The sequence below is a fragment of the Paraburkholderia madseniana genome, assembly GCF_009690905.1.
In the GTDB taxonomy this organism is placed as follows: Bacteria; Pseudomonadota; Gammaproteobacteria; order Burkholderiales; family Burkholderiaceae; genus Paraburkholderia; species Paraburkholderia madseniana.
Window position 1 is genome coordinate 13656 of record NZ_VOSW01000006.1, and the last position, 17447, is coordinate 31102.

Below are 17447 nucleotides of genomic sequence, written 5' to 3' on the forward strand. Positions count from 1 at the left end.
CGTGCGTGTCTGATCCGCAATTGCCGCATTTGCCGTCTTGTTTGCCGTCTTTCCCATCAGCGCCCGCACTGCACTTGCGAGCGCATTCTTCCGGTTTCATCGCCGCTCGTCCTTCCGATGACCAACGCTAACGCCACCACTCCCCCGTTCATCGCCGTCGTGCCGGCCCGGCTCGCCTCGACGCGTCTGCCCAACAAGCCGCTCGCCGACATCGGCGGCAAGCCGATGGTGGTGCGGGTCGCCGAACGCGCGCGCGAATCCGGCGCGCAGCAGGTGCTGATCGCCTCCGACGCGCAAGCGGTGCTGGATGTGGCCCGCGAGCACGGTTTCGAAGCCGTGCTGACGCGCGCCGATCATCCGTCGGGTACCGACCGTCTCGCGGAAGTAGCGGCGCAGTTCGGTTGGAGCGACGAGACGATCGTGGTAAACGTTCAGGGCGACGAGCCGCTAATCGACCCGGCGCTCGTGTGCGGCGTGGCGTCGCACCTGGCTTCGAGCCATGGTTGCGCGATCGCCACCGCTGCACATCCGATCACCGACCCAGCGGAAATTTTCAATCCGAACGTCGTCAAGGTCGTGCTCGACGCGCGCGGCGTCGCGCTGTATTTCTCGCGCGCGCCGATTCCGTGGGCACGCGACGCGTATCAGCCACATTGGCCCGACGTGGCAGCGATGCCCACGCCGCCGGCGCCCGCGGTCGTCCACCGGCATATCGGCCTGTACGCGTATCGCGCCGGATTCCTGCGCTCGTATCCGGGTCTCGCGATCTCGCCGATCGAGCAGGTCGAAGCGCTCGAACAACTGCGCGCGATGTGGCATGGTGAGCGAATCGCGGTGCTCGTCACGCAGAATGCGCCGCTGCCCGGCGTCGACACGCCCGCCGATCTCGCGCGCGTACAGGCTTTATTCGGGGCTTGAGCGGAAAAACCCATGGCATAATCGGACGGTTGTGCGCGCCTCCCGTTAAACGCGAGAGTCAGGGTTTGCCCCGGTCGCACCGTTGCGGTCTTGCAGCGCCGTCGTGTTCGACGTGCAGCGCGAGACGCAAAACGGCAGCCGATGCGGGTCCCTCGACGAATCGCGGGATGGCTGCAGCGTCACCAAAGAATTCACATAGATCTGGAGATATCACATGCGTTTGATCCTTTTGGGTGCGCCCGGCGCGGGCAAGGGCACTCAGGCAAACTTCATCAAGGAAAAATTCGGCATTCCGCAAATTTCCACCGGTGACATGCTGCGCGCCGCCGTCAAGGCAGGCACGCCGCTCGGTCTTGAGGCCAAGCGTTTCATGGATGCCGGCGAACTGGTCACGGACGAGTTGATCATCAATCTGGTGAAGGAACGCCTGCAGCAGCCGGATTGCGCGAACGGTTATCTGTTCGACGGTTTTCCGCGCACCATTCCGCAAGCTGAAGCCATGAAGCAGGCAGGCGTCGCGATCGACTACGTGCTGGAAATCGACGTGCCGTTCGAAGAGATCATCGTGCGTATGAGCGGCCGCCGCTCGCACGCCGCGTCGGGCCGTACGTACCACGTCAAGTTCAACCCGCCGAAGGTTGAAGGGGTGGACGACGTGACGGGCGAACCGCTGATCCAGCGCGACGACGACAAGGAAGAAACGGTCAAGAAGCGCCTCGACGTGTATGTTGCTCAAACCAAGCCGCTGATCGAGTACTACAACAACTGGGCGCAAAACGGCGACCCGGCGACCTCGCTGACGGCACCGCAATATCGCCGCATTTCGGGCCTCGGCTCGGTCGACGAAATTCGCAACCGCGCGTTCGATGCGTTGAAGTAATCGCACATCTGCCGTTGTCGGTCGAAAAACCCGCCCATTCCGGCGGGTTTTTTTATTGCACGCGGCGCGACGTGCGTTCTTACCCCGATCTCCATCGTCCGCCGCGCCCCGCATTAATTAGCCATCCGTAGCAGTTCATCGGCACTATGGGTCTTCGACAGAGGCCCCACCCGGCCGGCACCCCCGCCGCTTCGCTTTCCGCATTGCAGCATAGCCGTTACAATCGATCATCGAAAAGATATTCGATCGAGACATTACTGAACTGAAGCAAAGGAGAAGACATGGAGATTCGTGACAACGTATTCCTGATCACCGGCGGTGCATCGGGACTGGGCGCGGCCACGGCGCGCCTTTTCGTCGAGAACGGCGGCAAGGTGGTGCTGGCCGATCTGAATCAGGATGCCGGTGAGGCGCTCGCGAAGGAACTCGGCGGCGTGTTCGTCAAATGCGACGTGAGCCGCGAAGACGACGCCACGCAAGCGGTCGAAGCCGCCACGAAGCTCGGCACGCTGCGCGGCCTCGTCAATTGCGCGGGCGTTGCACCCGCCATCAAGACGGTCGGCAAAGACGGCCCGCATCCGCTCGAGTCGTTTGCCCGCACCATCTCCATCAATCTAATCGGCACCTTTAACATGATCCGGCTCGCCGCCGCGGCCATGTCGAAGAACGAACCGAATGCGAATGGCGAACGTGGCGTGATCATCAACACGGCTTCGGTGGCTGCGTTTGACGGCCAGATCGGCCAGGCCGCTTATGCTGCGTCCAAGAGCGGCGTGGTCGGCATGACGTTGCCGATCGCACGCGACCTGTCGCGCAACGCGATCCGTGTGATGACGATTGCCCCGGGCATCTTCGAAACGCCGATGCTGCTCGGCATGCCGCAGGAAGTGCAGGATGCGCTCGGCGCGATGGTGCCGTTCCCGCCGCGTCTCGGCAAACCGACTGAGTACGCGATGCTGGCGAAGCAGATCTTCGACAATCCGATGCTCAACGGCGAAGTGATTCGTCTGGACGGCGCGATCCGGATGCAGCCGAAGTAATGATGTACCCGGCGCGCAGCTTTATGCGGCTGCGCCTATGAAAAACGCCTGCACCGCATGAGTCACATGCGTCACGTGCAGGCGTTTTGTTTTGTTTTGACCGGTCGGCCGGAAAGCGCCTCTTAGTCGCGGTCGTCGTACTGGGTGCGTTGACGCAGTTCGTGCAACTGCGACTCCACCACCGTCGCGTCCTCCGCATCCGGCCGGTCGCCGAGATAGCGTTCGAGGTCTTCGAGCGCTGGGCGCAGATAATCGAGCCGCGCGTAAGCGAAACCGCGATCGCGCACCTCCTCGATACTGTCCGGCAGCAGGATCACCAGACGCTGCTGCACCGCCAGCAGACGCTGCCAGCGTTCCGTCTGAAGATACGTGGACTTCAGATTGCGCAGCATGCGAGCGATAATCTCGCGGCGCGTGGCCGGTTGCAGCAAGATGCGCAGCGCTCTGCTCACCGACTCACCCGCCGACGCCACATACGGCTCCAGCATGTCCACCATCTGCGATTCGGACAGCGAATGTCCGCTGGTCGGATCGAGCATCACGTCGCCGTCCGGCGTCGTGACGCGCAACAGGAAGTGACCCGGAAACGACACGCCGCGCGCCGGAATGCCGATCTGCTCGGCCATCTCCAGATACAGCACCGCCAGCGAAATCGGAATGCCGCGGCGCCGCTTGAGCACCACATTCAGATGGCTGTTGTCGGGATCGTAATAATCGTTGAGGTTGCTGGCGAAACCCAGCTCGCGAAAGAAAAAACGGTTGAGAATGCCGACCTTCTGCCTGATGTCGGCATCGTCCGGCATGCGGCGCTGCAAACGCAAAACCAGCTCGTCGATCTCAGCCAGCGTGCCTTGCAAATCGAGATCGGGATAAGCGTCCTGCGCGAGCGAGAGCGCCGCCTCGGTCAGCGGCAGGCTGTCATCTTCGGCAACCAGCGTACTGAAATAGTCGAGAACTCGCGTCATCGTGATCACTTCACTCGCCTTTTGAAATACGCGTACTTGAAGCCCATCAGCCAAAGCATACCGAAATATAGCGCGGCGAACAGTACCAGGCACGCCCCCAGCAACACGATGCGGTCTACCGGCCGGTTATGCATGCCAATCCAGTCGAAGCTGATCGCGAGCCAGTGCATCGTGCCGGCCAGCACCAGACAGGCGCCGAACAACTGCACGAAGAACTTCAACCAGCCGTTCGACGGCATGTAGATGCCGCGCTTGCGCAGGCCGAGGAACAGGAACAACGCGTTCACGCACGCGCCGAGCCCGACGCTCAACGTGAGGCCCGCATGCGCGAAGATCGGCACGAACAGATAGTTGCTCATCTGCGTGACGATCAGCACGCCGATGCCGATCTTCACCGGCGTCTTGATGTCCTGTTTCGCGTAAAAACCGGGCGCGAGGATCTTGATGAGAATCAGGCCGATCAGGCCGATGCCGTAGGCCGACAGTGCACGGCCAACCATGACCACCGAGTTGCCGTCGAACTTGCCGTAGTGAAACAGCGTTGCGGTGAGCGGCTGAGCGAAGAAGAACAGCGCGACGGCGCTTGGCGCGGCCAGCAGGAAGGTAACGCGCAGCCCCCAGTCGAGCAGCGACGAATACTCATGCGGATCGGCGTCCACGTGCGCCTTCGAGAGGCTCGGCAGCAGGATCGTGCCGAGCGCGACACCGAGCAGCGCGGTCGGAAACTCCATCAGCCGGTCGGCGTAATTGATCCAGGAGACGGCGCCCGGGCCGATGCGCGACGCAATATTGGTGTTGATGATCAGGCTGATCTGCGCGACCGACACGGCGAACATCGCCGGCACCATCTTCGACAGCACCCGCTTCACACCGCGGTGCGCGAGCGCCTTCAGCGGATTCAGGCCGATGCGCGGCAGCATGTCGATCTTCTTCAGACCCGGCAGTTGCACGATGAATTGCAGCACGCCGCCGGCGATCACCGCCCACGCGAGCGCGTAGACCGGCGTTTGCAGGCGCGGCGCGACAAACACCGCCGCGACGATGAAGGCGACGTTCAGCAGGACCGGCGCGAATGCGGGCAGCGAAAAGTTCTTGTACGTATTCAGCACGCCCGACGCCAGCGACGTCAGCGAGATGAAAATGATGTACGGGAACATGATGCGCGTCATCGTGACCGCGAGCGCGTACGCCTGCCCTTCATGCGCGAGCCCTGACGCGACGATGAACACCACGCCCGACGCCCCCACCACGCCGATCAGCGAGAGAATCGCGAGCGCCCAGGCAAGTACCGTCGAGGTCGCGTCGACGAGCGCCTTGGTGGCGTCGTGTCCTTGCTGGTTCTTGAATTCGGCCAGAATCGGCACGAAGGCTTGCGAGAACGCACCCTCGGCGGAAATGCGGCGCAGCAGGTTCGGAATACGGAAGGCGACGTAAAACGCGTCAGTATATTGACTGGCGCCGAACGCGCGGGCGATCAGCGTTTCGCGGGCCAGTCCGGTCACGCGCGACAGCAGCGTGAAGCCGCTGACCGTCAGCAGGGCTCGGAATAGATTCATGGGGCGCTTATTATACGGGTGCCGCAGGTGCGGACGACGAGCCGGAACGCGAATCGGACCGATTTGCGCCGCAGACGTTCGGTCGAATGAGCGGATCGGGTTGTTTTTTTGTTGCTTGCCGCGGGCTCCTCGAGCCACACCCTCGCCGCCCGCTTGCCCGTTGCGACGGCGTCGAGACGTTCGTGAACCGCCGAAACTCGCCAAAACTAACAGAATCCCCGGCGATACGCGCCGACCCAGGATCTCGGAATTGGCGATTCCTCGTTGCCACGTGCCTGATTTTGTTGCTATAATCGCCGGTTTCGAAGCTCGCTCAATTTTCGGACGGGTTTTCGATGAGGTTCGGGCACGCAGTAGGCAGGCGTCGCTCCAGCAGCGCGCAAGCCGTATTGAGGCGCCGACCAGCCTCGAAATACACCGGAACACGGGCCCGCCTTCGCGTAGTCCGATCGATTTTTCGAATTATTTCGACACTTTTGCGCTCTTGGGCAATCGCTTCCAAGAGTTCGATCTAAAAGCAGCACCTCACCATTTGAAGGTCAGGTACTGGAAACAGGAACAGGATAAGGAACCGTCATGGCTAACTCCGCACAAGCACGCAAGCGCGCCCGCCAGGCCGCCAAGGCAAACTCGCACAACTCGGCACTGCGCTCGAAGTTCCGCACGGCTATCAAGGCTGTCCGCAAGGCAATCGAAGCAGGCGACAAGGCTAAGGCCGTCGAGATCTTCCAGGCATCGTCGAAGACCATCGACATCATCGCCGACAAGAAAATCGTTCACAAGAACAAGGCAGCTCGCAACAAGAGCCGCCTGGCTGCAGCCCTCAAGGGTCTGCAAGCACCCGCAGCGCAGTAAATTCGGTCAGCCCGCTTCGGTGGGCTACCTCCTGTTTCCGCTGCTACAGAAAGGCTCGCTTCGGCGGGCTTTTTTGCTTGGTACCGACGGAACTGGAGACTGATTCACGCCTGCTCGCGAGTCAGTTGGCTGCACATCGAAGCCACTGCATTGAGCCGCCGCTTTGACGCCATTGCTTCAGGCGCAAAAAAACCCGCTACTGGCGGGTTTTTCTTCTGGCGATCCGGCCCGGCAAGCTCGCGCTAGATCACATGCCTCTTCTCTTGCGGCGTAGCGTGCTCAAGTTCCAACTCGCACGCCTCGGTCACGAGAAGGTCATTGTCTTTCGCGAAGTTCAGGACGAAATCGAAGGCCATCGGCTCGATGTCGCGCAAGCGCGAATCGAGAATCACGCATTTGAGGTCGCCGATCATGGTAGGCCGGACGTACAGCGAGTATTGCAGGTAAGCATTCGGCCCCTTGCCGCGCGGGCTGGGACCAAAGCACGCCATGACACCTGCGAGCCGCTCCGACCAGTCACTCGGCCGAAACTTTTTTCCGGTCGACGTGATGCCCTGAATGAAATATTCGGTTGGAGCTGCTTCGGCCATGTAGGAATACCTGTGTGACTGCCCAGCGAGATGACGGCAAAGCTGACTGCAAAGCGGCTTTGAGATGCCTGAACACGTTGGCCACGCCTGAATGGCGAGCTGCGCCGCCAGAAACCACGAAGGGCCAGATAAGCCGCCTCGGCGCTCATCTTGACGGCGCACCGCGAGGAAACTTTCCGGAGTGCGCGAGCCGTGTCCCGCAAGCTTAATACCGGCCTGCTGGGCTTAGGGATAACCGGTAGATGCTGGGCTTAGGGATAACCGGTAGATTATAGCGCAGCGGACCTTTTTCCGCACCGCACACAAGCCTCGTTTGACGGTTGCGAAAGGCTTTCAGACAGCTTGCCTGGCCTTTTGGCCGACTCGTCAAACGGGGCGAAATCCTTTATGCTGCATTGAGTTACCACAAACGACGGCGGCGCCGTCCGGCAATCCTGCCGGGTGAGACCGCCGTATTTGTTTCATGACCGCCAAGAAAATTCGCCACTACCTGCAGTTCAAGGATTTCTCGCTGGAAGACTACGAGTACGTGCTGGAACGCGCGCGCATTCTGAAACGCAAATTCAAGAACTACGAGACCTACCACCCGCTGCACGACCGCACGCTGGCGATGATCTTCGAGAAAAACTCGACGCGCACGCGCCTGTCGTTCGAAGCCGGCATCTTCCAGTTGGGCGGTCACGCCGTCTTCATGAGCACGCGCGATACTCAGCTCGGGCGCGGCGAACCGATCGAAGACGCCGCGCAAGTGATCTCGCGCATGGTCGACATCATCATGATCCGCACGTTCGGCCAGGACATTCTCACGCGCTTTGCCGAGAATTCGCGCGTGCCGGTGATCAATGGGCTGACCAACGAATATCACCCGTGCCAGGTGCTGGCGGACATCTTCACGTATTTCGAACATCGCGGTCCGATTCGCGACAAGACGGTCGCGTGGGTCGGCGATGCGAACAACATGCTGTACACGTGGATCGAAGCCGCCCAGATTCTCGGTTTCAAGCTGCGCCTGTCCACGCCGCCGGGCTACAAGCTCGACCACGCCATGGTCGCGGCTGAAAGCGCCCCGTTCTATCAGGAATTCGACGACCCGAACGAGGCCTGCACGGGCGCCGATCTGGTCACCACAGACGTATGGACCAGCATGGGCTTCGAGGCAGAAAACGAAGCCCGCAAGAAAGCCTTTGCGGACTGGTGCGTAGACGCCGAAATGATGGCGCGCGCCAATTCTGACGCATTGTTCATGCACTGCCTGCCTGCCCACCGCGGCGAGGAAGTCAGCGCGGAAGTGATCGACGGCCCGCAAAGCGTCGTGTGGGACGAAGCGGAAAATCGTCTGCACGTGCAAAAGGCGTTGATGGAATACCTGCTGCTCGGCAAGCTGAATCACTAAGCGAGTCGGCTACGCAGCACCTGCGTGAAGCGTGACGGGGCCTTGAATACGAGGCAAGGCATCCACGTTTAACGCCACGCATCGAGCCGGCGTCCGCGAAAGCAAACGGAACCGGCTCACCCACCGCAGCACTCCAAAAACGCGGGCAAGCGGCAGTTTAGTGTCAAAATAGTGGTTTTCCGCGCTCCGGAACCGCCGGCGCGCCTTGTTTTCCAGCTTTCTCCAGCTACGAGTTCACCATGAGCGATATCAAGAAAGTCGTGCTCGCCTATTCGGGCGGCCTCGACACCTCCGTCATCCTGAAGTGGTTGCAGGACAATTACGACGCCGAAGTCGTCACGTTTACGGCCGACATCGGCCAGGGCGAAGAGCTGGAACCGGCGCGCAAGAAAGCCCTGCAACTCGGCATCAAGCAGGACAACATCTTCATCGAAGACCTGCGCGAAGAATTCGTGCGCGACTACGTGTTCCCGATGTTCCGCGCCAACACGATCTATGAAGGCGAATACCTGCTGGGCACGTCGATCGCGCGTCCGCTGATCGCCAAGCGTCAGATCGAAATCGCCCGCGCCACCGGCGCGCAAGCGGTCTCGCACGGCGCAACCGGCAAGGGCAACGACCAGGTTCGCTTCGAACTCGGTTACTACGCCCTGGAACCGGGCATCAAGGTGATCGCACCGTGGCGCGAATGGGACCTGCTGTCGCGCGAAAAGCTGCTCGCGTACGCTGAAAAGGCCGGCATTCCGATCGAAATGAAGCACAAGCAAGGTGGCGCGCCGTATTCGATGGACGCGAACCTGCTGCACATCTCGTTCGAAGGCCGTCACCTGGAAGATCCGAAGGCCGAGGCCGAAGCCGATATGTGGCGTTGGACGGTGTCGCCGGAACAGGCGCCCGACCAGGCTGAATATCTCGACATCGAGTACGAGCACGGCGACCCGGTCGCGATCAACGGCAAGCGTCTGTCGCCGGCTGAAATGCTGACCGAGCTGAACCGCTTGGGCGGCAAGCACGGCATCGGCCGTCTGGACCTGGTCGAAAACCGTTACGTCGGCATGAAATCGCGTGGCTGCTATGAAACGCCGGGCGGCACGATCATGCTGAAGGCGCACCGCGGCATCGAGTCGATCACGCTCGACCGCGAAGTGGCCCACCTGAAAGACGACCTGATGGCACGTTACGCATCGCTGATTTATAACGGCTACTGGTGGAGCCCGGAGCGTCGCGCAATTCAGGTGCTGATCGACCATACGCAAGAGAAGGTCAACGGCTGGGTGCGTGTGAAGCTGTACAAGGGCAGTGTCTCGGTTGTCGCGCGCGATTCGAAGGAAACGCTGTTCGACAAGACGATCGCTACGTTCGACGATGATGGCGGTGCGTACAACCAGGCCGACGCTGGCGGGTTCATCAAGCTGAACGCGCTGCGTATGCGGATTGCAGAGAACGCGCGTCGTCAGCGCAGCTAAGGACGTGCGTTTCGGTGAAGGCTAACTTCGCGCTAGCGAAGTTAAGCGCCGAGAAGCGCAGCCGAAGCGGGAGCGCAGATGCTAAAAAGGCGCCGGGAGGAAACTCCCGGCGCCTTTTTCATTGCTGCATGCCACTCGCGCAATCACAAACAAACCGGCTCCGCTTCCAGCTCAACCCCAAATCGCGCCAGCACATCGCGCTGAACCGCCTTTGCAAGCGCCAACACCTCGGCGCCGCTCGCCCCACCGCGATTGACCAGCACCAGCGCCTGCCGTTCATGCACGGCCGCTGCGCCCATCGCGCGGCCTTTCCAGCCACATCGATCGATCAACCAGCCCGCCGCGAGCTTTACCCGGCCGTCCGGTTGAAGGTAAGACACGACCTCGGGCTCCTTGACTTTCAACGCCTCGAACTGCGTGACCTCCACAACCGGATTCTTGAAGAAACTCCCGGCATTACCGAGCTGAAGAGGATCAGGCAGTTTGGCGCGCCGCACGGCGACTACCGCGTCGAAAATCGCCTGCGCACTCGGCGCGGCGGCATCGGCATGACCACCAGCAGCCAGTTCACGCGCGATATCCGCATAGCCGGCGCGCGGCTGCCAAACCTTCGGCAAACGGAAAGTGACCGACGTGATGACAAACCGGTCGCGCCCTTCCCGCTTGAAAAAACTGTCGCGGTAACCGAATCGGCACGCCTCGGCATCAAGCTCGACTACGGCGCCCGTTTCCAGCTCAACCGCCCGCAGCGACGCAAATCGCTCGCACATCTCCAGCCCATACGCGCCGATGTTCTGAATCGGCGCCGCCCCCACCGTGCCCGGAATCAGCGCGAGGTTCTCCAGCCCAGGCAGCCCTTGCGCCAAAGTCCACGCGACAAAGTCGTGCCATGACTCGCCGGCTGCCGCCTCGACGTACCATGCATCATTGTCCTCGCGCACGACGCGGCGGCCTTGCAGCGCCACCAGCAACACCAATCCGGCGAAGTCGCCAGTCAGCACGACATTGCTGCCGCCGCCCAGCACCAGCCGCGGCAAGCCGGCAACACGCGGATCGCGCACGGCAGCCATCAGTTGCGCTTCGTGTTCGATCCGGCACGCAAACTGCGCGCGAACATCGAAACCGAAGGTGTTATGCGCCTTCAGCGGATAGCCGGCAATGAACGCGGCGGAGTCGGATTGGGACATCGGAATGAGAAGAATGGAACGGCCAGCTAAACGACATCTGGCCCCGGCCGCGCGACAATGCGCGGCGGCCTTAGGCAAAAGGGAGTGGCGTCGGTAAAATGACGTCCGGTCCGTGATTATAGCGAGTGCCCCGTGAGCAGCCGACCGGCCGCGCCACGCACCGCAGCACTATTGGGAGAAAACAATGCCATCGTTTGACGTCGTCTGCGAAGCAGACATGATCGAAGTCAAGAACGCGATCGAGCAGTCCAACAAGGAAATTTCAACCCGCTTCGACTTCAAAGGGTCGGACGCGCGCGTCGAGCACAAGGAAAGCGAAATCACCGCCTACGCCGACGACGACTTCAAGCTCGGCCAGGTGAAAGACGTCCTGCTGTCGAAAATGGCCAAGCGCAATGTGGACGTGCGCTTTCTCGACTACGGCAAGATCGAGAAGATCGGCGGCGACAAGGTCAAGCAGATCATCAAGATCAAGAAAGGTGTGTCCGGCGATCTGTCGAAGAAAATCGTGCGTCTCGTGAAGGACAGCAAGATCAAGGTCCAGGCGAGCATTCAGGGCGACGCGGTACGTATCACCGGTGGCAAGCGCGACGATCTGCAAAGCGTGATCGCGATGCTGCGCAAGGACGTGACTGACACTCCGCTCGACTTCAATAACTTCCGCGACTGAACGCGCGTCACGCTTGGTACCGGGTGCGTGTTGACGCCCGGCAACGGGCTATGTCAAGGCCCGTAATCCGGCGCAGGCTGAACGACCAGCACACAGGCAGTGCGCCTTCAGCGCGCACTCCGTGAACGCACTCAGGCACCACACTTCAGTACCACGCTCAGGCACGCCGGCTAGCGCCCTACCGGGCACACGCCGCCCGCGCTCAGGATTCGTTACCACCCGCCGCGCTAGGCCGTTGCGTCGGGTTTCTTCTTGGCGCCGATGCGGCTTTCCTGGCCGCGCATCAATTTGGCGATGTTGCCGCGGTGGCGCCAGACCAGCAGCGAACTCATCACGACAATCGCCAGCGCGATGATATGCGGCCCGAACAGAAAGCCATCGAAGATCGGTGCGAACACCGCCGCGGCCAGTGCCGCCAGCGAAGAATAGCGCGTGAAGAACGCCACGATCAGCCACGTCAGCAAGGTGGCCACGCCAAGGATCGGGTTGATCGCGAGCAGCACGCCCGCCGCGGTCGCCACGCCCTTGCCGCCCTTGAAGCGGAAGAAGATCGGATACAGGTGGCCGAGAAACACAGCAACGGACGCAATCGCGATCGACGTATCGTCGAGGCCGTAACGCGCGCCGAAGTGCACCACGAACCACACCGGCAGCCATCCTTTAAAGGCGTCGCCGATCAAGGTGAGAATCGCGGCCTTCTTACTACCGCTGCGCAGCACGTTGGTGGCGCCCGGGTTGCCCGAGCCGTATGAACGCGGGTCGTCCAGCCCCATGGCGGCGCTCACGATCACGGCAAACGACACCGAGCCGATCAGGTAGGCAACGACAGCAACGATCAGGTTTTGCATCTGGGACTCTTATAAGGATCGGCGGTCTGAAACTCGACACCCCAACCGCAACAGGGAACAAGGCGGCGCACATTCTACCGAACCCACCCGCCCGGAAAACATTGAGACAAACGTCAATCGACGCTCGCGCACTGAACCGGCTTCGCTGCCAGCAAGCCGGTCAAAACCGTGGGCTCGATGCTGACCAGAAAACCGCGCCGCCCACCGTTCAGCCAGATCTTGTCCATCTCGAGAATGCTCGACTCGACATACACCGGCATCTGCTTCTTCGTACCGAACGGCGATGTGCCGCCGATCAGATAGCCGGAATGCCGGCTCGCCACCTCGGGCTTGCATGGCTCGATGCGTTTCGCGCCGATCTGCCGCGCCAGATTCTTGGTGCTGACGGTGCGGTCGCCGTGCATCAGTACGATCAGCGGCTTGGCGTGCTCGTCTTCCATCACCAAAGTCTTCACGACATGATGTTCGTCCACGCCGAGCTGGCGCGCCGATTCCTCGGTGCCGCCGTGCTCGACGTAATCGTAAGGATGTTCGCCGAAAGTGACGCCGTGACGGCGCAGAAACTGCGTCGCGGGCGTTTCGGAGACGTGTCTGGATTTGCTCATCGGCGCATTGTAATGGCGAGTTTGCGCAACGGCTATTTGCCGAACGGCCAATTGTGCGGGATCGGCGATTGTGGCACGATCGTTCGCAAATCTTCCGGCGCACGGCATGCCGGGCACTGAATACGTTTAGCGACCATGTTGCATGGGACCAGAGTTCGCGCTTCAGCGCGTTACTCTGGTCCCATGCAGAGCACGAACTCTGGTCGACATAGGAGACAGCATTGGGCCTCGATTCATCCACCCGTTCCACGATCGACATTCCCGCGCTGCTAGCCGCCCTGCCCGCGCGTATTGCCGACATTCCGGCGCTCGCGGCCGCACGCGATCCGCAACACGTCGCCTTGATCGAAGATGCGCGCCGCCTCACCAACGCGCAACTTCTGGAAGCCGTCAATGCCACCGCCGCGCGGCTACGCGAATGGGGCGTGCGTGGCGGCGATCGCGTGATGATCGTGGCCGAGAACAGCATCGTGCAGATCGTGCTGCTGTTCGCCACCGCGAAGCTCGACGCGTGGGCGCTGGTGTCGAATGCCCGCCTGTCCGCCGCCGAACTCGACGCGATCCGGACACACGCGCAGCCTCGCGTGGTCGCGTATGCGGTCGAAAGCTCAGTGGATGCCCAACAGCATGCGCAGCGGCACCAAGCCGCCACAGCGCCTGCCATCACGCCGGATATCGGTGCCTGGTCGTACACGATCGACGCCGCCGCGAAAGCCGAGCCGGTCGAGGCCGCGAATGACCGTCAATGTGCCGCGCTGATCTACACCACGGGAACCACGGGCGCGCCGAAAGGCGTGATGCTGTCCCACCGCAATCTGCTCTTCATCGCGACCGTGTCGAGCCGCTTGCGCAAAGTCGGGCCGGACGATGTCGTGTACGCCGTTCTGCCGATCTCGCACGTGTACGGCTTTGCGTCCGTTTGTCTCGGCAGCCTCCACGCCGGCGCGACCTTGCGCCTCGCGCCGCGTTTCGCACCGGAAGCGGTGCGGCGCGCGCTCGCCGAAGAGCGGGTATCGATCCTCCAGGGCGTCCCAGCCATGCACGCCAAACTGCTCGAACATTTGCAGACGCACGGCCACGCGTGGTCCGCGCCGCGTCTGCGCTTTGCCTATTCGGGCGGCTCGCCGCTCGACGCCGCGCTCAAGGCGCACGTCGAAAGCGTCTACGGCCTTCCGCTGCACAACGGCTATGGTATGACCGAGAGCAGTCCGACCGTCTCCCACACCATGCTCGATGCGCCGCGCAACGATTGCTCGGTCGGCGAAGTCATTCCTGGTGTCGACGTGCGATTCGTCGGACTCGACGGCGTCGATGCAGCGCCGGGCGAAATCGGCGAACTGTGGGTGCGTGGCCCGAACGTGATGCTGGGTTACTACCGCAGCCCGGAGCAGACCCGCGCCGTCGTTACCGAAGACGGCTGGCTCAAGACCGGCGACCTCGCGCGGCAGGACGCGGACGGTGCGTTGCATATCGTCGGGCGCAGCAAGGAGTTGATCATCCGCTCCGGCTTCAACGTGTATCCGGCAGAAGTCGAGCATGCGTTGAACGCGCACCCACAGGTGGTGCAATCGGCGGTAATCGGGCGCGCCGTGGAGGGTAACGAGGAAGTGGTCGCTTTCGTTGAATTGATCGCGGGCGCAAAGGTGACGCCGGCCGAGCTGATCGCGTGGTGCGGTGAGCGTCTCGCGCCGTACAAGCGGCCTGCCGAAGTGAAGGTACTCGCCGCGCTGCCGGCCGCGTCGACGGGCAAGATTCTCAAGCACCGGCTTCGCGAATTCGTCTAACGCGCCTCACCCCCGCGGATGATGCTGCGCATGCAGCGACTTCAACCGTTCGCGGGCCACGTGCGTATAGATCTGCGTGGTCGAGATATCCGTATGACCGAGCAGCAATTGCACGACGCGCAAATCGGCGCCATGGTTCAGCAGGTGCGTCGCGAACGCGTGCCGCAGCGTGTGCGGCGAGAGCGGCGCGTGCACGTCGGCCGCTACCGCGTGACGCTTGATGATGTTCCAGAACTGCTGGCGGGTCATGCCCTCCGCGCGGCTCGTGACGAACAGCGCATCCGTCGCGCGCGCCCCCAGCAAAGCAGGACGCGCTTCGCGCAGATAGCGTTCGATCCAGCCGTGCGCCTCTTCGCCGAACGGAATCAGGCGCTCTTTCGAGCCCTTGCCCATCACGCGCACTACGCCTTCGTTCAGGCCCACTTCCACGGTCTTCAGCGTGACGAGTTCGGTGACACGCAAACCGCTCGCATACATCAACTCCAGCATGGTGCGATCGCGCAGGCCCAAGGGCGTATCGATATCCGGCGCACCGAGCAGCGCTTCGACTTGCGCTTCGGTGAGCGTCGACGGAAAACGCGGGGGTTGCTTGGCCGAACGGATACGCACCGTCGGATCGGCCTTTGCGCGATGCTCGCGCACGGCCCAGCCGTAATAGCGGCGAAACACCGAAAGCCGCCGGTTCGCCGAGGTGGATTTGTCTTTCTGACGGGCCGCGCTGTAGGCGTTGAGATCGGCCTCACTGGCTGTGTCGAGCGAGGTGTTGCGGGTTTGCGCGAGCCATTCGCAGAACAGGCGCAGATCGCGCCGGTACGCATCGAGCGTGTTGCGCGACAAGCCGTGCTCGAGCCACAACGCGTCGCAGAAGGCGTCGATCGAAGCCGAGCTCGATACAAACAGAGGTGACGCAATGGGCGCGTCTTCAGTCACGGTGTCGCTCATGCGTAGGGAATGCCTTCATGCGCCAGAAGCCAGCGCTTGACGTTGCGAAAGAAGCCATCTCCGGCGTGATGCGCGAATCCGCCGATGCCGCTCGCACTGACCACCCGATGACACGGAATCACGATCGGAAAGTAGTTGGAACCGCACGCCTGGCCGACCGCGCGCGGAACACTGCCTAGCTGCCGTGCCAGTTGCCCATAGGTCAGCACGACGCCCGGCGGGATGTCGCTGATCGCTTGCCACACGCGCCGCTGAAACGGGGTGCCAACCGCTGCCAGCGGCAATTCGAACTTCGCGGACGCCCGCTCGAAATAACGCTCGATCTGCTCGACTGCCTGCTTTGCAAGAAGCGTGTCCGGCGCCACGCTCTGCACCGACTCCGGCAGATAGACGATCTCGCGCACGGCCTCGCCTTCGAGGCGGATGCCGACCTTGCCGAACGGTGCATCGATCACTGCGTTGAACATGGTTGCCTGCTCCGTGATTGGCGCTACTTTACGCCGCTTCCAACGCCCATTCCACATGCTCGCGCACGACGGCAGAAGGGTCTCCAACGCGCAACTTCAGCGCGTGAACAATCGCCTCGCGCGCATCCACACTCAAACTCTCCGGTGACGCACGCAGCGCATTACCCATCCCCACCGCCAGATTGCGCAGCCAACTCTCATAGCCGATGCGACGAATCGCACTGCCCTGCATGCGCGTATCGAACTCGTCGGCGGACCATGCAAACAGTTCGACCAGCGTCGCGCGATCGAGTCCATGCCGCACATCGAAATCGGCGACCGGCGCGGCCTGCGCAAATTTGTTCCACGGACAGACGAGCTGGCAATCGTCGCAGCCATACACACGATTACCGATCAGCGGCCGCATTTCCAGGGGAATATTGCCCTTCAATTCGATCGTCAGATACGAAATACAGAGGCGTGCATCGACCTTATAGGGCGCCACGATCGCACCCGTCGGACATGCGCCGATGCAGCGCGTGCAACTGCCGCAATGCGAGCCCGGCGTTTCGGGTGCATCGTCGGGCGAAGTCTCGGCATCGGTCGGCAAGGGCACGTCGACGTAGATTTCGCCCAGGAAAAACAGCGAACCGGCATCGCGTTGCAGCAGCAGCGTGTGCTTGCCGCGCCAGCCGATTCCGGCCTTCTGGGCAAGCTCCACTTCGAGCACCGGCGCCGAATCGGTAAATACGCGGTAGCCGAACGCGCCGATCTCCGCCTCGATTTTCTCGGCCAGATGTTGCAGACGGTTACGCATTACCTTGTGATAATCGCGGCCCCGCGCATAGATCGACACCACCGCAGCCGACGGGTCCGCGAGCCGCGCATGCTCGGCTGCGCGCCAGTCTTGCGGTGCACGCGGCGTGTCCTGCAAAGCGCTTTCGGGCGCCTTTCCGCTCAATGTTTCTGCGGGCAAATAGGCGATGCGCGCGGTAATCACACGTCGCGTGCCGGCCACAAGCTCGGCGGGGCGCGCGCGTTTCATGCCGTGTTTCGCCATATAATCCATCTCGCCGTGGCACCCCGCTTCCAGCCATGCTGCAAGCGGCGCTTCGGCAGCGGAGAGATCGGTGTCGCTGATGCCGATCGCCCCGAAACCCAGTTCACGGCCCCACGTTTTGATGTTGAGCGCGAGCGCATTCAGCGCCGCTTCATCGAAATGACGCTCGGCACGCACATCGTCGTTAGACGCAGGCGTGCAGGAAACAGGGGACTCCGGACTTCGGTTCATCACGTCATTTT

17 protein-coding genes are annotated in these 17447 nt (G+C 62.0%); 8 read left to right on the top strand and 9 right to left on the bottom strand.

The window, feature by feature from the left end; translation table 11 throughout:
* The first annotated feature begins 117 nt into the window (after window positions 1-117).
* The 3 genes from kdsB to FSO04_RS04730 all read left to right on the top strand — a co-directional run bounded on the left by kdsB (window position 118) and on the right by FSO04_RS04730 (window position 2838).
* Complete coding sequence (gene kdsB, locus FSO04_RS04720) at window positions 118-918, top strand: 3-deoxy-manno-octulosonate cytidylyltransferase (protein WP_154558605.1); 801 nt, start codon at window positions 118-120, stop codon at window positions 916-918.
* A 214-nt stretch (window positions 919-1132) separates the two neighbouring features.
* Complete coding sequence (adk, locus tag FSO04_RS04725) at window positions 1133-1798, top strand: adenylate kinase (protein ID WP_054034304.1); 666 nt, start codon at window positions 1133-1135, stop codon at window positions 1796-1798.
* Window positions 1799-2079: 281 nt separating this feature from the next.
* A complete protein-coding gene (locus FSO04_RS04730) occupies window positions 2080-2838 on the top strand; it encodes a 3-hydroxyacyl-CoA dehydrogenase (protein ID WP_154558606.1) in 759 nt (252 codons plus the stop codon).
* A gap of 122 nt (window positions 2839-2960) precedes the next feature.
* Here FSO04_RS04730 and FSO04_RS04735 read toward each other — a convergent pair whose 3' ends face one another.
* Both FSO04_RS04735 and murJ read right to left on the bottom strand, forming a co-directional pair.
* Window positions 2961-3803 carry a SirB1 family protein gene (locus tag FSO04_RS04735; protein WP_154558607.1) on the bottom strand — a complete coding sequence of 281 codons (843 nt, stop codon included), beginning with the start codon at window positions 3801-3803 and terminating at the stop codon, window positions 2961-2963.
* A gap of 5 nt (window positions 3804-3808) precedes the next feature.
* On the bottom strand, window positions 3809-5359 hold the full coding sequence (gene murJ / locus FSO04_RS04740; RefSeq protein ID WP_154558608.1) for a murein biosynthesis integral membrane protein MurJ: 1551 nt from the start codon (window positions 5357-5359) through the stop codon (window positions 3809-3811).
* A gap of 576 nt (window positions 5360-5935) precedes the next feature.
* Between murJ and rpsT the strand changes: the two genes are divergently transcribed.
* Window positions 5936-6214 carry a 30S ribosomal protein S20 gene (rpsT, locus tag FSO04_RS04745; RefSeq protein WP_054034306.1) on the top strand — a complete coding sequence of 93 codons (279 nt, stop codon included), beginning with the start codon at window positions 5936-5938 and terminating at the stop codon, window positions 6212-6214.
* Window positions 6215-6456: 242 nt separating this feature from the next.
* Here the strand turns inward: rpsT and FSO04_RS04750 are convergent, their stop codons facing one another.
* Window positions 6457-6804: a DUF3579 domain-containing protein gene (locus FSO04_RS04750; RefSeq protein WP_154558609.1), complete on the bottom strand. Its 348-nt coding sequence runs from the start codon at window positions 6802-6804 to the stop codon at window positions 6457-6459.
* Between the two features lie 463 nt (window positions 6805-7267).
* Between FSO04_RS04750 and argF the strand changes: the two genes are divergently transcribed.
* Both argF and FSO04_RS04760 read left to right on the top strand, forming a co-directional pair.
* On the top strand, window positions 7268-8197 hold the full coding sequence (gene argF, locus FSO04_RS04755; protein WP_054034310.1) for an ornithine carbamoyltransferase: 930 nt from the start codon (window positions 7268-7270) through the stop codon (window positions 8195-8197).
* A 239-nt stretch (window positions 8198-8436) separates the two neighbouring features.
* Complete coding sequence (locus tag FSO04_RS04760; protein ID WP_154558610.1) at window positions 8437-9663, top strand: argininosuccinate synthase; 1227 nt, start codon at window positions 8437-8439, stop codon at window positions 9661-9663.
* Window positions 9664-9806: 143 nt separating this feature from the next.
* On the opposite strand, the gene murB is transcribed toward FSO04_RS04760, so the two are convergent.
* Window positions 9807-10850 carry a UDP-N-acetylmuramate dehydrogenase gene (gene murB, locus FSO04_RS04765; RefSeq protein ID WP_154558611.1) on the bottom strand — a complete coding sequence of 348 codons (1044 nt, stop codon included), beginning with the start codon at window positions 10848-10850 and terminating at the stop codon, window positions 9807-9809.
* 184 nt (window positions 10851-11034) lie between these two features.
* Between murB and FSO04_RS04770 the strand changes: the two genes are divergently transcribed.
* Window positions 11035-11520, top strand: coding sequence for a YajQ family cyclic di-GMP-binding protein (locus FSO04_RS04770; protein WP_054034313.1), 486 nt, complete (start codon window positions 11035-11037; stop codon window positions 11518-11520).
* A 227-nt stretch (window positions 11521-11747) separates the two neighbouring features.
* Here FSO04_RS04770 and plsY read toward each other — a convergent pair whose 3' ends face one another.
* Window positions 11748-12368, bottom strand: coding sequence for a glycerol-3-phosphate 1-O-acyltransferase PlsY (gene plsY, locus FSO04_RS04775; RefSeq protein ID WP_154558612.1), 621 nt, complete (start codon window positions 12366-12368; stop codon window positions 11748-11750).
* 113 nt (window positions 12369-12481) lie between these two features.
* Window positions 12482-12973, bottom strand: coding sequence for a Cys-tRNA(Pro) deacylase (gene ybaK / locus FSO04_RS04780; protein ID WP_154558613.1), 492 nt, complete (start codon window positions 12971-12973; stop codon window positions 12482-12484).
* 221 nt (window positions 12974-13194) lie between these two features.
* Here ybaK and FSO04_RS04785 point away from each other — a divergent pair, with 221 nt between their 5' ends.
* On the top strand, window positions 13195-14757 hold the full coding sequence (locus FSO04_RS04785) for a class I adenylate-forming enzyme family protein (protein WP_154558614.1): 1563 nt from the start codon (window positions 13195-13197) through the stop codon (window positions 14755-14757).
* Window positions 14758-14763: 6 nt separating this feature from the next.
* Here FSO04_RS04785 and xerD read toward each other — a convergent pair whose 3' ends face one another.
* From xerD to queG, 3 genes are read right to left on the bottom strand one after another with little or no spacing between them, the layout of a single operon-like run.
* Complete coding sequence (xerD, locus tag FSO04_RS04790; protein WP_154558615.1) at window positions 14764-15699, bottom strand: site-specific tyrosine recombinase XerD; 936 nt, start codon at window positions 15697-15699, stop codon at window positions 14764-14766.
* Window positions 15696-16166: a methylated-DNA--[protein]-cysteine S-methyltransferase gene (locus FSO04_RS04795; protein ID WP_054034321.1), complete on the bottom strand. Its 471-nt coding sequence runs from the start codon at window positions 16164-16166 to the stop codon at window positions 15696-15698. The genes xerD and FSO04_RS04795 overlap by 4 nt, the downstream gene beginning before the upstream one ends.
* Before the next feature lie 28 nt (window positions 16167-16194).
* Window positions 16195-17436 (bottom strand): tRNA epoxyqueuosine(34) reductase QueG, encoded by a 1242-nt coding sequence (gene queG, locus FSO04_RS04800; RefSeq protein WP_154558616.1) that lies wholly within the window; start codon window positions 17434-17436, stop codon window positions 16195-16197.
* Between the last annotated feature and the right edge of the window lie 11 nt (window positions 17437-17447).